This is a genomic window from Nonomuraea sp. NPDC049378, assembly GCF_055586745.1.
The window spans coordinates 71617-86620 of sequence record NZ_JBVJHP010000026.1; the positions used below are offsets into that span (position 1 = coordinate 71617).

At 72.2% G+C, this 15004-nt stretch carries 11 protein-coding genes; 5 read left to right on the forward strand and 6 right to left on the reverse strand.

Features of this window, described 5'->3' with window-relative positions; genetic code table 11:
* Positions 1-138: 138 nt before the first annotated feature.
* The gene (locus ACZ6SA_RS41425; RefSeq protein ID WP_465834466.1) at positions 139-2001 is read right to left on the reverse strand and encodes an ABC transporter ATP-binding protein; all 1863 of its coding nucleotides are present in this window, start codon (positions 1999-2001) and stop codon (positions 139-141) included.
* Between the two features lie 84 nt (positions 2002-2085).
* On the opposite strand from ACZ6SA_RS41425, the gene ACZ6SA_RS41430 reads away from it, so the two are divergent.
* The 5 genes from ACZ6SA_RS41430 (at position 2086) to ACZ6SA_RS41450 (ending at position 8797) form a co-directional block, all read left to right on the forward strand.
* On the forward strand, positions 2086-4440 hold the full coding sequence (locus ACZ6SA_RS41430) for an ATP-binding protein (protein WP_465834468.1): 2355 nt from the start codon (positions 2086-2088) through the stop codon (positions 4438-4440).
* Positions 4441-4723: 283 nt separating this feature from the next.
* Entirely contained in the window at positions 4724-5491 is a 768-nt protein-coding gene (locus ACZ6SA_RS41435) for an AMP-binding protein (protein ID WP_347645232.1), read from the forward strand.
* A 126-nt stretch (positions 5492-5617) separates the two neighbouring features.
* Positions 5618-6913, forward strand: coding sequence for an ABC transporter substrate-binding protein (locus ACZ6SA_RS41440; protein WP_443154757.1), 1296 nt, complete (start codon positions 5618-5620; stop codon positions 6911-6913).
* Between the two features lie 142 nt (positions 6914-7055).
* Positions 7056-7937, forward strand: coding sequence for a carbohydrate ABC transporter permease (locus ACZ6SA_RS41445; protein ID WP_347645228.1), 882 nt, complete (start codon positions 7056-7058; stop codon positions 7935-7937).
* Entirely contained in the window at positions 7934-8797 is an 864-nt protein-coding gene (locus ACZ6SA_RS41450) for a carbohydrate ABC transporter permease (protein WP_347645227.1), read from the forward strand. Before ACZ6SA_RS41445 ends, ACZ6SA_RS41450 begins: the two co-directional genes overlap by 4 nt.
* A 17-nt stretch (positions 8798-8814) precedes the next feature.
* On the opposite strand, the gene ACZ6SA_RS41455 is transcribed toward ACZ6SA_RS41450, so the two are convergent.
* Genes ACZ6SA_RS41455 through ACZ6SA_RS41475 form a run of 5 tightly spaced genes read right to left on the reverse strand, consistent with a single transcriptional unit; the run spans position 8815 to position 14692 of the window.
* Positions 8815-9819, reverse strand: coding sequence for a 2-hydroxyacid dehydrogenase (locus ACZ6SA_RS41455; protein WP_347645226.1), 1005 nt, complete (start codon positions 9817-9819; stop codon positions 8815-8817).
* Positions 9816-10430 carry a histidine phosphatase family protein gene (locus tag ACZ6SA_RS41460; protein ID WP_443154754.1) on the reverse strand — a complete coding sequence of 205 codons (615 nt, stop codon included), beginning with the start codon at positions 10428-10430 and terminating at the stop codon, positions 9816-9818. Before ACZ6SA_RS41460 ends, ACZ6SA_RS41455 begins: the two co-directional genes overlap by 4 nt.
* Entirely contained in the window at positions 10427-11908 is a 1482-nt protein-coding gene (locus tag ACZ6SA_RS41465; protein WP_465834472.1) for an FGGY-family carbohydrate kinase, read from the reverse strand. The genes ACZ6SA_RS41460 and ACZ6SA_RS41465 overlap by 4 nt, the downstream gene beginning before the upstream one ends.
* A gap of 49 nt (positions 11909-11957) precedes the next feature.
* Positions 11958-13460 (reverse strand): FGGY family carbohydrate kinase, encoded by a 1503-nt coding sequence (locus ACZ6SA_RS41470; protein WP_465834474.1) that lies wholly within the window; start codon positions 13458-13460, stop codon positions 11958-11960.
* The gene (locus tag ACZ6SA_RS41475) at positions 13460-14692 is read right to left on the reverse strand and encodes a sugar ABC transporter permease (RefSeq protein ID WP_465834476.1); all 1233 of its coding nucleotides are present in this window, start codon (positions 14690-14692) and stop codon (positions 13460-13462) included. Before ACZ6SA_RS41475 ends, ACZ6SA_RS41470 begins: the two co-directional genes overlap by 1 nt.
* Between the last annotated feature and the right edge of the window lie 312 nt (positions 14693-15004).

Genomic DNA, 15004 nt, shown 5'->3' on the forward strand with positions numbered 1-15004 from the left:
CGGTATATACGAGCTCATCTTCGTCTTCCTCATCCCCCTCGCGGCTCTCTGGGTCGTCATCTACACCGCCGTACGGGCGGCGATCCGCCACAGCAGGTGACACTCCGGTCGGCGCGTGAAGGAAGCAGCCGACCCGGGTCAGCGGTAGGCGGCGGCCTGCAGGGTGTAGAGGTCGGCGTAGAGGCCGTTGAGTGACATGAGGGTGTCGTGGTCGCCGTGCTCGGTGACCGTGCCGCGGTCGAGGACGTAGATGCGGTCGGCGTAGCGGACGCTGGCCAGGCGGTGGGTGATGAGCAGGACGGTGCGGCCGTCCGCGTGGGTGCGGATGCGTTCGAAGAGGGCGTGCTCGGCGCGGGCGTCGAGGGCGGCCGTGGGTTCGTCGCAGATGAGCAGGGCGGCGTCGCGGTGGAAGCCGCGGGCGACGGCGATGCGCTGCCATTGGCCGCCGGACAGTTCGCAGCCGTCCTTGAAGCGGCGGTCGAGCAGGGTGTGGTAGCCGTGGGGCAGGCGGGCGATGACCTCGTCGGCGCCGGCGACGGCGGCGGCTTCGTGCAGGGCCCGCTCGCCTTTGCCGGTGCCCATGGTGATGTTGTAGCGCGCGGCCAGGGGCCAGCGGGTGTGGTCCTGGGCGATGACGGCGGTGCGGGTGCGGAGCTCGTCGGGGTCGACCTGGCGCAGGTCGGTGCCGTCCCACAGGACGGTGCCCGCGCCGGGTTCGTACAGGCCGGACAGGATCTTGGCGAGGGTGGTCTTGCCGGAGCCGTTCTCGCCGACGAAGGCGACGATCTCGCCCTGTTTGATCTCGACGGACACCTCGCGCAGGGCCGGTTCCTCAGCCCCCGGGTAGGTGAAGGTGACCTTGTCGGCCACGATGCGCTCGAAGGCCGGCGGCATCGGAGCGCGGCGCTCGCCGGACACGCGGCCTTCCGCCTGCGCGCAGAAGTCCAGGAAGTCGGTGAAGTAGAGGCCCTCCTCGTAGAGCTGGTTGGTGGCGTACATGAGATTGCCCAGCGAGGTCTGGCCGGAGCGGATGGCGAGCACCGCGGTGCCCGCGACCGCCAGCGGGATCGCGGCCACGGCCAGCAGGATGCCGAGGGCGACGTAGACCAGCGCGGCGCCGAGGCCGCCGAGGGCCTCCCCGGCCAGCCGGGCCATGGTCTGCCGCCGGGCCAGCCGGAGCATGACGTCCTGCTCGGCCGTGGCCACGGCGTCGTACATGCGCAGCAGGAAACCGCGCATCGTGAACGAGCGCACCTCCGCCGCGGGCCCCCGCTCGGCCAGCAGCTCGGCGATGATCCACTTGCGGCGGGCTGCGGGGACGAGGGAGTAGAGGGTGCTGTACCGCATCCTGGCGCTGCGCACCGCGGCCCAGGCGTCGGGCACCACGGCGAGCAGCAGGAGCGGCAGTAACACCGGGTGCAGCACGCCCAGCACGCCCGCCACGGCGGCGATGCCGACGGCGGCCGTCACCACGTTGATGGCCGAGGACACCACCGCGTCGGTCATGGCCACGCCGCGCAGCCTGGCCCGCTGCAGGGCGTCGTGAAAGTCGGGGTCGTCGTAGGCCACCAGGTCGACCCGGCTGGTCAGGCCGTAGAGCCGTTCCTCGGTGAGGCGGCTGACCTGGGGGTTCAGGCGCGACTGGGCCCAGCCGGCGCCTGCCTGCGTCGCCGTGCGCAGCACGGCCGCCGCGCCGACGAGGACGAGGCCGGGCAGCGCGGCCATCACGCGGTCGGGAGTCGGGCCCTCGCTGAAGAGCGCCGTCAGCACGCCGGTCGTGGCCAGCAGGCCGAACGCGGTGAAGACGCCGCCCAGCAGGTTGAGCGTGACGGTCGCCACGGTGTCGCGGGGGCCGGCGCGCCAGGCCATGCGCAGCGCCTCGACCACGAGGGAGGGCAGGCGCCTGGCGATGGTCAGGAAGCCGACCTCCGCCATCTTGTCGGTGTGGGCGTGCCAGTCGGAGAAGGAGATCTCCCCGAGTTCCAGCGGCTCGTCGGCCATAGTCAAGATTGTGCCCGCGGACAGCCATACTTCTCATGAACTCGACTGTGGGCGCGGGACGTAGTTGGTGACACACTCACAGTGATGCTGCGATTCGCTGATCTCACCAACCTGCCGGCCGAGTCGAACACGTTCGTGGGCCGGGAGTCCGACGTGGACGAGCTGGTCCAGCTGATGCGCGTTTCGCGGGCGGTGACGCTGTGCGGGGCGGGCGGCATCGGCAAGACCCGGCTGGCGCTGCGGCTCGCGGCGCGGGTCGCCCCCGTCCACGCGTGCGGCGTGCGGTTGGTCGAGCTGGCCGACCTGGGAGAGGGCGAGGTCAGAGCGCAGGTGGCGGCGTCGCTGGGCCTCTCGGGCGACCCTGGCACGCTGATCGGTGGCCGGCGCGTGCTGCTTCTGCTCGACAACTGCGAGCCGGTGATCGGCGAGTGCGCCGAGCTCTGCCGCGACCTGCTCGGCTCATGTCCCGGGCTCACCATCCTGGCCACCAGCAGGGAGCCGCTGCGCGTCCCTGGGGAGACGGTCTGGCGGGTGCCGCCGCTGTCGATCGACGGCGAGGGCAGCGAGGCCGTACGCCTGTTCGCGGCCAGGGCGGCCGCCGCCAGGCCCGGCTTCGAGCTGACCGCCGACACGTTGCCGCAGGTCGTGACGTTGTGCCGGGCCCTCGACGGGCTGCCGCTGGCGATCGAGCTGGCCGCCGCCATGGTCAGGGTGCTGTCCGTACGCCAGCTCGTGGAGCGGGTCGACGACCGGTTCCGGCTGCTCGCGGGCGGCCCGCGGACGGCTCCCGCCCGGCACAGGACGCTCAGGGCGGCGGTCGACTGGAGCTACCGGCTGCTCAGCCCACAGGAACGGGTGCTGCTGCGCCGTACGACCGTTTTCCGCGCAGGGTGGACGCTCGACCTGGCCGAACGCGTCTGTTCCGGTCCCGGCCTGCCCGAGGAGGAGGTGCTGCCCCGGTTGTGCGACCTGGTCGACAAGTCGCTGGTGGCGCTCGACGGTGAGATCGCCGGGCAGGCGCGTTACCGGCTGCTGGAGACGGTTCGCGAATACGCGCTCGAACAGCTCGCCGAGTCGGGGGAGGAGACCGAGCTGCGCCACCGCCACCTGATGGCGCTGGCAGGGATGGCGGCCGGGTTCCGGCGGGCGGTGGCGCCGGAGCGGCGCATGTCCTGGCCGGTGGTGGAGCGCTACATCAACCTGTTCGACGGGCTCAAGGCCGAGGTCGCCGCGGCCTGCGACTGGTCGGTCTCCACCGGGGCGCCGGAGGCCGCACTCGCCATGCTGACCGACGTGCGCTTCCTGCTGACCGGCTGCGGGCGCAAGCTCGACGTGGCCGAGCGGCTCGACCGGCTGCTGGCTCTCGACGCCCCGCGGGTGCCTCCCGCGCTGCGCGGGCAGGCCACGATCCTGCGCGGCGAGCTGGCCCTGACGGCGGGTGACAGGGAGCCCGGCCTGCGGTGGGTCCGTGCCGGGCTGGCCGCGTGCGCGACCGCCCACGACACGTACGGCGTGGCCGCCGGCCTGATCGTGCTGGCCTGGCTGACCGGCGACCAGGACATGCCGGCCCGGGCGCTGGATGCGGCCAGGCAGTCAGGCGACCGCGTCCTTGAGTCGCTGGCCCACAGCGCCAGGGCGGCCTCGGCCCTGCGCCAGGGCCGGCTGCGCGAGGCGCGACGCGCGTACGGCGAGGTCCTGGCGATCAACGAGGAGCTGGACAACCACGTCGGGCGCTCGTCGGGCCACATCGGCCTGGGGCAGGTGGCCAGGGAGACGGGCGACCTCGCCGTGGCCAAGCTGCACTACGAGTCGGCGCTGAGCCTCATCGGGCACATCGACGCCAGGCAGCAGAAGGTGAGCGGCATGGCCGGGCTCGGCGGTGTGGCGCTCGACCAGGGAGACCTGACGACGGCCAGGACCATGCTCACCGAGGCACTGGTGCTCAGCCGCGACGCCGGGCTGTGCTGCGGCATCGCCAGAAGGCTGGAGGCGTGGGCGAGCCTGGTCACGGCCGAGGGCGACCACCGGCTCGGGGTGCTGCTGATCGCGGCCTCCGTGGCGCTGCGCGGGCGCCAGCCCGACGCGCGCACGGAGAACGTGCTGCGCCCCGCGCGGGAGCTCCTCGGCGACGAGACGGTGGCCGTGCTCTGGGCCGAGGGCGCGAAGATGACGGCCGACCAGGCGGTGTCCTGCGCGCTCGACGGCACGCGGCCCGATCCGCCGGCGGCGATGTTCGTCCCGGTCGTGCAGGAGAGCAGGCTCACGGCCAGGGAACGCGAGATCGCCGAGCTGGTCGCGAGAGGGCTCAGCAACCGGGCGATCGCCGACGAGCTGGTCATCAGTCCGGCGACCGCCGCCCGTCACGTGGCGAACATCCTGTCGAAGCTGGGCTTCTCCACGCGTACACAGATCGCCGCATGGATGATCGGCAGCCGTTGAGCTTCTACACATGGCCGCGCCGGCCGTCTACATCGTCGAATAGCCATGTCAGAGCATGTGCGGGGGTGCCCTGAGGGCTTACCGTTCGAACGCGGGGCTTGCCTCGCGTGCGGTCGTCACGTGTCCGTGCCGGCCGGGCCTCCTCGGAGGGGTGGCGGTCCGGTCGCCGGCGCGTGACCGCGGGCTCGAGCCGCGCAGGGCTCGGGCCCGCCCGAATAATGCACATCGGCCTACATACATCGGCGGATGCCGGGCCCGTCCGGGCGGTCGTACGTTGTCAACCATGAAGCCCTCGGTCTCGACGACCGGCACCGTGATCCACGAGGTTTTCCGGCTGGCCTACGGGCGTGGTGACCGGCCCGCGCTCGTCGACGTGCGGGGCCGTCGTGTCTACGGCTACCGCGAGCTGGTGACCGAGGTGACCAGGGCGGCTTCGGGCCTGGTGTGCAGGGGCGCGCGGCGCGACCAGGTGGTGGGCGTGCACGTCTCGACGGCGGGCGCGCAGACGCTGGCCGTGCACACGGTGCTGGCCGCGGGTGGGGTGGCGGCGCCCATCGATCCCGCGCTCGGGGCGTACGAGCTGGCCGTGTGGTTGCGGGAGTGCGACGCGCGCACCCTGGTCACCACGCCGGACCTGGCGGCGACGGCGGTGCGCGCGGCCGAGCGCTCCCGGGTGCGGCAGATCGTCTCGCTGGGCGCGGCGCTCGACACGATCGACTTCAGCGAGCTGGTGGCGCTCGCGCCGACCGCGCTGCCCGTGCTCGACGCCAGGCGCCAGGCCGCGCTCCTGCCTGCCGGGGGCCGGCGGTTGTCGCACGCGGACCTGCTGGCCAGGATGGCCGAGCTCGACCGGCCCGTACGCCTGACCGAGTCGGACGTGGTGCTGGCGACGTGGACTCCCGGCGGCGGTTGCGACCTGCCGGCCCTGATCGCGCTTGGCGTGTCGAAGGGGGCGACGGTGGTCGCCGCGCACGGTGACGACCTGGCCGGCGGCCGTGGTTTCGGCGTCACGGTGGTGTCGGGTCCTGACGGCGTGCTGAGGCGCGCCTGAGCCAGATATGCGGACCTGTTACCCGCTCTCCCTTGACGGCGTGGCGGGGAAAGTGGGTTGATAGCCGTTGTTGACAACGTTGTCAAGAATCACCTGCTTCGGGGGGCTTCGAAGGGATGGTGTGCGATGCGACGGTGGTTGGTGGCCGCCTCGATCACGATGGTGAGCGTGCTGGGCCTGACGGCCTGCGGCGGTGGCGGCGGCGAGCAGACGGCACAGTCGCCCTCCGCGGACAGCGGCGGGAAACAGCAGGTTGAGGTCTTCTCCTGGTGGACGGGTCCTGGTGAGGCCGACGGCCTCGCCGCGATGCGGAAGATCTTCGAGGAGAAAAACCCGACATATACCTTCTTCGACGCGGCGGTGGCGGGTGGCTCCGGCGACAAGGCCAAGGCACTGCTGCAGTCGAAGCTCCAGGCGAGCACCCCTCCTGACACCTTCCAGGGCCACGCGGGCGCCGAACTGCAGGGTTACATCAAGGCCGGCAACCTTGAGGACCTGACCGCGCTCTACGACGAGCTGAAGCTCAAGGAGGTCTTCCCCGCCCAGCTCGTCGAGCAGATCAGCGTGGAGGGCAAGATCTACTCGGTGCCGGTGAACATCCACCGGTCCAACGTCCTGTGGTTCAACCCGGCGGTGCTCAAGGAGGCCGGGGTGGCCGGGGCGCCCAAGACGATCGAGGAGTTCGTCGCGGCCCTGGAGAAGGTCAAGGCCAAGGGCAAGATCCCCCTGTCGATCGGCTCCGAGTGGACCGTCACCCACCTGCTGGAGAGCGTGCTGCTCGGCTCGCTGGGCACCGACGCCTACAACGCCCTGTTCAAGCCGGGCGCCGACTGGAGCAGCGCGCAGGTGACCACGGCCCTGCAGAACTTCGCCAAGATCATGGAGTACGCGGGCGACCCGCAGGACGACTGGCAGCCCGCGGCCAAGCAGGTCGCCGACGGCGAGGCCGCCTTCAACATCATGGGCGACTGGGCCTACGGCTACTTCCACAACCCCCCGGAGGGCGGCCTGGGCAAGAAGTCGAAGACCGACTTCGACTGGGCGCCCGCTCCCGGCACCGAGGGCACGTACCTGTGGTTGTCCGACAGCTTCACCCTGCCCAAGGGCGCGAAGAACCGTGACGGGGCGCTGGCCTGGCTGAAGGTCGCGGCCAGCAAGGAGGGCCAGGACGCCTTCAACCCGAAGAAGGGCTCCATCCCCGCGCGCAAGGACGCCGACGAGTCGCTCTACACCGACTACCTGGCCGATGCGCTGAAGGACTGGTCGAGCAACAAGCTCGCCGGGTCGGTCCAGCACGGTGTGGCGGTGAACCAGCCGTGGCTGGCTGCGATCAACGAGCAGGTCGGCCTGTTCCTCGGCACCAAGGACGTCAAGGCCCTGCAGCAGGGGCTGGCCGACGCTGCCACGGCCAACGCGCAGTAGCCGGGCCCGGAGATGAGCGCAGAGATGAGCCGGGAGATGAGCGCAGAGATGAGCCGGGAGATGAGCCGGTAGGAGAACCACGCGACGGGCCCGGCAGGCGGCCGCATCCGGCGGCCTGCCGCGTCCGTGGGAGGGATTGCTTGTGAGGCGGGCGCGCACGTGGCTGCCCGGGCTCCTCCTCGTCACGCCGTCGATCGTCCTGATCGGCGTCTTCGTGTACGGCATGCTCGGCTGGAACTTCCGGCTGGCCATGACGGACAAGCACGATGAGGTGTCCGAGGGCGAGTTCGTGGGGCTGCAGAACTTCATCGACATCTGGGACCAGGCCCGATGGCACCTGTCGGTCCGGCACGCGATCGTGTTCACGGTCGTGTTCGTGCTCGGGGCGCTGGTGCTCGGGTGGCTGCTGGCGTTCCTCATGGAGAAGGGCATCAGGGGCGAGGGGACGTTCCGGGCGATCTACCTGTTCCCGATGGCCATCTCGTTCGTCGCGACCGGGATCGTGTGGCGGTGGCTGATGAACTCGGGGACGGACGAGCGGGCGGTGGGGCTCAACCGGTTGTTCGACGCGATCGGGTTGCCGCAGTGGCAGTGGTTCCGGGATCCGGACTGGGGCATGGCGGCGATGGCGCTGCCGGCCATCTGGCAGATGTCCGGATATGTCATGGCGTTGTTCCTGGCCGGTTTCCGCGGCGTGCCCGAGGAACTGCGCGAGGCGGCCCGCGTCGACGGCTGCTCCGAGTGGGGCGTCTACCGGCACGTCGTGCTGCCCCTGCTCAGGCCGGTGACCCTGTCCGCGCTGATCATCCTGGGGCACATCTCGCTCAAGGTCTTCGACCTGATCGTCGCGGTGTCGGGCAAGCAGATCATCACCGACGTGCCCGCGGTGTTCATGTGGGTGGCGGTCTTCGACTCCCACGACCCCGCGAAGGGGGCCACGATCGCCTCCTACATCGTCCTCAGCGTGGCGATCTTCGTGATCCCGTACCTGATCTGGTCCGTGCGTAAGGAGAGGCGCCAATGACAGCGGTGAGTGCCGGGCGGAGGAGCACGGCGTTCGCCTGGACGCGGTTCGGCGTGCTGCTCGCCTTCGTGGTGATCTTCCTCATCCCGATCTACGTCCTGCTGGTCACCAGCTTCAAGCCGCTCACCGAGGCGGACCCCAGCCAGGCCTGGAACCTGCCGCAGACGTGGACGACCGAGGCATGGCAGGTGGCCTGGGACAAGCTCGCCCCAGGGTTGTGGAACAGCGTGCTGCTGGCCGTGCCCGGCTCGCTGCTGTCGTGCGCGCTGGGCTCCATGAACGGCTACGTGCTGTCCAAGTGGCGCTTCCCCGGCGCGGACGTGCTGTTCACCCTGTTCCTGTTCGGCATGTTCATCCCGTACCAGGGCGTGATGATCCCGCTGGTGCAGCTGCTCGTCGGGCTGAACGACCTGACCGGGCTGCAGGGCGTCTTCTACGGCGGCATCCCGGGGCTGGTGCTCGCCCACGTCGTCTACGGCATCCCGATCTGCACGCTGATCTTCCGCAACTACTACGTCACGATCCCCGACGAGCTCATCGAGGCGTCGCGGGTGGACGGCGCGGGCATGCTGCGGACGTACTGGTCGGTGGTGCTGCCGGTGTCGGCGCCCGCGATCGCGGTGGTCGTCATCTGGCAGTTCACCTCGCTCTGGAACGACTTCCTGTTCGCCGTGTTCCTGACCGGGCCGACGAGCTGGCCGGCGACCGTGATGCTGAACAACATCGCGGGCGCCCAGGCCACCCCGTACAGCCAGCAGATGGCGGCGGCCATCCTCTCGTCCATCCCGACGATGCTGATCTACATCCTGCTCGGCCGGTTCTTCATGCGCGGGCTCATGGCGGGCGCGCTCAAGGGGTAGCCCTCAAGGAGTGGCCCTCAAGGAGTGGCCAGGTGGGCCGGTGGCTCGCCGCGCACGTAGCGGGCCACGTCCGCGGCCACGATCGAGGCCGCCTTCATCGCCGTCTCCTTGCTGGCCCCGGCCAGGTGCGGGGTCATCACCAGGTTCGGCGCGGCGAGCAGGCGCGAGCCCGGCGGGATCGGCTCCTCGGGGAAGACGTCCATGGCGGCGCCGAACAGGTGGCCGGACTCCAGCGCGTCGCACAGCGCGTCGTAGTCGAGCAGCGCGCCGCGCGCGCAGTTGACCAGGACCGAACCTCGCGGCATCGCGGCGATCTCGGCCGCGCCGATCATGCCGGTGGTCTCGGGGGTGGCGCGGGCGTGCAGGGAGACGAAACGGGAGCGTTCGAGCAGCTCGGGGAGCTCCACCTTGCCGGGCACGTCGACGTACGGGTCGTGGACCAGGACCTCCGCGCCGAAACCCGCCAGCATGCGGGCCACGCGGCTGCCGATGGCGCCGTACCCGATCAGGCCGGCCGTGCCGCCCTCCAGTTCCGGGCCCACGCTGTCGTAGGTGTAGTAGTCGCCCCGCCACACGCCGCCGGCCAGGTCGGCGTGCGTCTGCGGGATCCTGCGGGTGGCGGCGAGCAGCATGGCGAGCGTGTGCTCGGCGGTGGCCACGGCGTTGCGGCCCGGCGCGTACGTCACGGCCACCCCCGCCTGCGCGGCCGCCTCCAGATTGGCGTTCACGGGACCGCCCCTGCTCACGCAGAACAGCCGCAGATCGGGCGAGGCGTCGAGGACGCGCTTGGTCAGCGGGGCCATCTGGGTCACACACACCTCGACGCCGCGCAGCGCCTCGATCAGCGCGTCCTCCACGTCGGAGGCCTCGTCGACCTCGCCCACCCGGCCGAACGGCTCCACCGGCCACGGCAACGTCAGCTCGCGGACGTCCACCTCGCCGGGGACCTCCCGTCTGAGCGCGTCGATGAGCAGGCGGTTCTGGACGAAGTGGTCGCCTGCGGCAAGGACTCGGATGGTCAACGAACGGCTCCAATCGGGGAGTTGTACTGCAGCAGCGCCGGCCGTCCGGCGTTCAGCCGCAGCTCGGTCAGCGCGCAGTTGTCCAGGCGGGGGAACAGCCGCCGGTATTCGCCGAGCGGCACCCCGACGAGGTGGCACAGGGCGAGCCTGAGGGCGGTGGTGTGCGCGACCACCAGCACGCGCCCGCCCTGGTGCGCGGCGGCGATGTCGTGCAGCGCGGCGACGAAACGCTCGGCGGCCTGCCGCGGGTCCTCGCCTCCCGGCAGCGGGTGCTCCGCGGGGTCGGCCTCGAACGCGGCGCGGGCCTCGGGGAAGCGGGCCGCCATCTCCGCCGACGTCAGGCCCTCGCCCTGGCCGAAGTCCAGCTCGCGCAGCCTGGCGTCCACGCGCGTCGCCACCTTCGCCGCCGCGGCGCTCGCCTCGGCGGTGATGCGGGCCCGGCTCAGCGTCGAGGCCCACACGCCTTCCAGCCCCGCGGTCGCGGCCCATCCGGCGAGCCGGGCGGCCTGCTCGTGGCCGCGCGGGGTCAGCTCGATGTCGGTGAGCCCGGCGTAGCGGTTCTCGGCGTGCCAGACGGTCTCGCCGTGGCGTACGAGCACGAGGTCGGTCATCGGGTGGTCCTTTCGCGGGCGTGTCGTGCGGCGGCCTCGCCGAGCCAGCCGCGGCGTTCCAGCTCGGCGACGAAACGCAGGTACGGCTCGCGCAGGTCGGCCCCTGACGGCCCCACCACGGCCCGCGTCCTGATCATCCCGGCGTTCTCTCCGTCCAGCTCCCCCGTGGCGCTGCCGGCCGCGAGCACGGCCATGCCGAGCGCGGGTTCGGCGTTCTCCCGCAACGTCACCGGGCGGCCGAGGACGTCGGCCCTGAGCCGGGTCCAGTACGCGCTCCTGGTGGCGCCGCCGGTCAGGATGATCTCGCCGTCAACGGGAGCGCCGAGCAGGTCGAGGTAGTCGAAGGAGAGCCGTTCGACGAAGGCCGCACCGAGCAGGATCGCCGCGTAGCGGTCGACGTCGTCGGCCGGGTCGCCGAGCGTGAACGACTCCGCGTCGGGCGCGGCGAAGGGAAACCGTTCTCCCCGGGAGACCAGCGGGTACGTGACAGCCCCCGGCCCCGCGCCGCCGGACGGTCCGGGACGCGCGCCGAACCGGGCGGCGGCCTGGGCGCTGAGCGCGTCGAGGTCGCGCCCGGGGAGGTCGCGGGTCAGCACGCCCGCTCCCGTGCTCGACGCCCCGCCGGGCAGCCACGAGCCGTCCGGCGCGCGGTGCGAGTAGACGACGCCGAGCGGGTCGTGGATCAGCTCCTCCGTCACGCCCTTCAGCACCAGGGTGGTGCCCAGCACGGAGTTCCAGCTGCCGGCCCGCTGCGCCCCCGCGCCGAGCTGGGCCGCGCAGCCGTCGGTGGTCCCGGCGACCACCGGCGTGCCGGCGGGGATGCCGGTCTGCTCGGCGGCCTCAGGGCACACCACGCCCAGCCGGGCGCCCGGCCGTACGACCTCGGGGAGGATCTCCGCGGGCACCCCCAGCGCGTCGAACACCTCGGCGGGCCAGCGCTCCTCGACCAGGTCGACGCCGGTCTTGAGCGCGTTGCTCAGGTCGGTGGCCACCTCGTGGCCGGTCAGCCGCCGGTTGACGAAGTCGCTCTGGTGCGCCGGCCGAGCCCCGCGCGGCGCGTCGCGCAGCAGCCACAGCAGCTTCGGCAGCGCCCAGTTGGGCTGCATGCGCCGGTAGCCGAGCCGCTCCCACACGTGCCCGCCCACCTCGTTGACCCGCGCGACCTCGCCCGCCGCCCGCCGGTCGTCGTACATCAGCGCGGGCGTCAGCGCCCCGCCGAGTCCGTCGGCGAGCAGGATCGTTCCAGAGGTGGCGTCCACCGCCACTCCCGCCACCCGCTCCGGAGGCACGTCCCCCAGCGCCTCTCGGGTGGCGCCGGCCAGCGCCCGCCACCACTCCTCGGGGTCCTGCTCGTGGCGGGGACCGTCACGGTGGCTGGTCAGCGGGCGCGCGGCGGCGCCGAGCACGTCGCCGCCGCCGGTGACGGCCATCGCCCGGACGCTCTGCGTCCCGAGGTCGACGCCGATCCACACGCTCATGTACGGCCCCTCATGTCGGCGAGCAGCGGCCCCGTGCCGGTCCCTGTGCTCATGGACGGCCCCTCATGTCGGCGAGCAGCGGCCACGTGCCGGCGCTGGAGCCCCGAAGGCTCAGGAAGTCGTCGAAGAGCCGGGCATAGCGGGCCTGGCGGCCGGGGTCGGGCTCGACGGCGTCGCGCAGGCGTACGTGCTGGGCCGCCGCGTCGGCGACGGACGGCGCGGCGCCCGTGGCGGCCAGCCCCACCAGGTACGCGCCCCGCGCGCCCACCTCGGCGTCGGCCGGGCGGCGTACGGGCAGCCCGGTGACGTCGGCGATCATCGCGAGCCAGGTGGCGCTGGCCGAGCCGCCCCCGCTCGCGCGCAGCTCCGTCGGCGCGGCGCCGGTGGCGGCCAGGCAGTCGCGGATGACCATCGTGAGCCCTTCCAGCGCGGCCCTGGCGACGTGCTCGCGGCCGTGCTCGAACGACATGCCGTGCAGCGCGCCCCTGGCCAGCGGGTCGGAGAAGGGCGCCCGCTCGCCGGCGGGCGACAGGTAGGGCAGGAACGTCAGACCGCCCGCGCCCGGCGGGCTCCGCCGGGCCAGCTCGCCCAGCTCGGCCGGGCCGTCCAGGCCCAGCAGGCGGCACGTCCACTGCACGACCTCCGTGCCGGCGAACGTGGGGAAGGCCCGCAGGTAGCCGCCGGGCAGCGCGATCGTGATGCCGATCGGGTCGCCGTCCAGGTCGGGGGCGCCGACGATGACCTCGGTGCACAGCGTGGTGCCGAGGATCCCGCACGCCTGCCCCGGCGCCACCGCGCCCGCGCCCAGGGCCGTCGAGGCGATGTCGTAGGGGGCCATCACGACCGGCGTGCCGGCGGGCAGGCCGAGCGTCGCGGCTGCGTCCGCCGTCAGCTCGGCGACCGGGCAGGACCGGATCCCGGGCAGCAGCCGTCCGGCCCATTCCATGCCGAACATGCCGAGCAGCTCGTCCGAGTACGCCCGCGCCCGCAGGTCCATGAACGGCGCGGACGCGTCGGACTCGTCCGCCACCAGCTCCCCGGTCATCCGGGAGAAGATCCAGCCGCCGCAGGTCAGGTTGGCGTGCGACCGGTCGAGCCGGCCGGGGTCGTTCGCGCGCAGCCAGGTGAGGATGGCGTGCGGCAGCCCGGACGCGGCCGAGGAGCCGTTCAGGCGGAAGGCCTCCGCCGCGAGCCCCGAACGGGTCCAGGCGTCGACCGTGGCGGCGGCCCTGGCGTCGTTCCAGAGGATCGCCGGCCCGGCCGGCCGGCCGCCGGCGTCGACCAGCCAGCAGCCGTCGCCCTGCGCCGTCACCGCCACGAAGTCGATCTCCCCCGCACCAGGAGTGGCACGCGGCTCGCGCATTCGGGCCGCGACCTCTCGGACCGTTTCGGCGACCGCGGCCCAGACGGCGTCCATGTCCTGCTCGGCGTGGCCGGGCGCCGGCCTCGCGACCGTGGTCTCCCGCCGGGCGACGTGCGACTCCGCCCCCGAGGAGTCGTAGCCGACCGCCTTGATGACCGTGGTCCCCGCGTCCACGCAGATGATCGCCATCAGGCCCTGCCGTGTGAGGTCCTCGACCGGCGCGACACCGAGTCGACGACCACCGCGAGCAGCAGCACGACCCCGGTGACCACGAACCGGATCGAGGAGTCCAGGTTGAGCAGCGTCAGCCCGCTGGAGATGGACTGGATCACGATGACGCCGAGCAGCGCGCCGAAGGCCGTGCCGCGCCCGCCGAACAGGCTCGTCCCGCCGATCACGGCCGCCGCGATGGCGTTGAGGTTGACGTCGCCGCCGCCGCTGCTCTGGTTGGCCGCCGCGAGCCTGGCCGCGGCCAGGATGCCGCCGACCGCGGCGAACGTCGAACAGAGCACGAACACGGAGGTGTAGATCGCCCGGACGTTGATGCCGGCGCGGCGCGCGGCCTCGACGTTGCCGCCGACGGCGTACACGGCCCTGCCCCACTTCGTCCGCGACAGCAGGTAGTGCATGATCAGCACGAGCGCCACGAAGAAGACGAACATCCAGCCGACGCCGCGCGTCTGGCCGAGGTACCAGACCACGAACGCCAGCACCACGAGCAGCGCCACGCTCCTGGCGGCCAGCGCGGTGACGCTTCTCGCCGACAGCCCGGCCTTGCGCCGCTGCTGGGCGTGGAGGAATCCGCTGGCGAACAACCACACGGCCGCGACCCCCGCGAACGTGTACGACAACCAGGCCGGTACGAAGTCGAGCTGGGCGAAGTTCACCAGGCCCGAGTCGAACGGCAGGTTGATCGACCCCTTGGCGCCCAGCACGTACAGCTGCAGGCCCAGGAAACCGAGCAGGCCGGCCAGCGTGATCACGAAGCTCGGCACCCCGAACCGGTTGAACAGTTGCCCGTACAACCAGCCGATGGCCGCGCCCATGAGCACGGAGGCGGCGATCGCGAGCCAGACCGGCAACCCCTCGCTCACGAACAACACCGCGAGCACGGCGCCGGACAGCCCGCTGACCGACCCGACGGACAGGTCGATCTGCCCGACCAGCAGCACGCACACGACGCCCAGCGCGATGATGCCGACGGCGGCGGACTCCAGCGTGAGGTTCACCAGGTTCGCGCTGGACAGGAAGATCGGGTTGAGGACCTGCAGCACCGTCCAGATGACCACGAGCCCGACCACGACCGGGATGACGCCAAGGTCGCCGCCGCGAGCGCGCTCGATCACGTCGGTGACCGCGCCGCGCAGCCCCGCGCGCTCCCGCAGGCGCTCGTCCTGGCGGTCGGTGGTCACTGTATTCATGGCCTCACTCCGTTCGGCGGGCTCGGTCGCCCGATGCCGCCGTCTTCCCCCGCTCTGGTCGCTGCGCTCCCGCCGCTCCTCCAGACGACGGCGCTCCCTCGCGTATTCATGGCCTCACTCCGTTCGGCGGGCTCGGTCGCCCGATGCCGCCGTCTTCCCCCGCTCTGGTCGCTGCGCTTCCGCCGCTCCTCCAGACGGCGGCGCTCCCTCGCGTGTTCATGGCCTCACTCCGTTCGGCGGGCTCGGTCGCCCGATGCCGCCGTCTTCCCCCGCTCTGGTCGCTGCGCTCCCGCCGCTCCTCCAGACGACGGC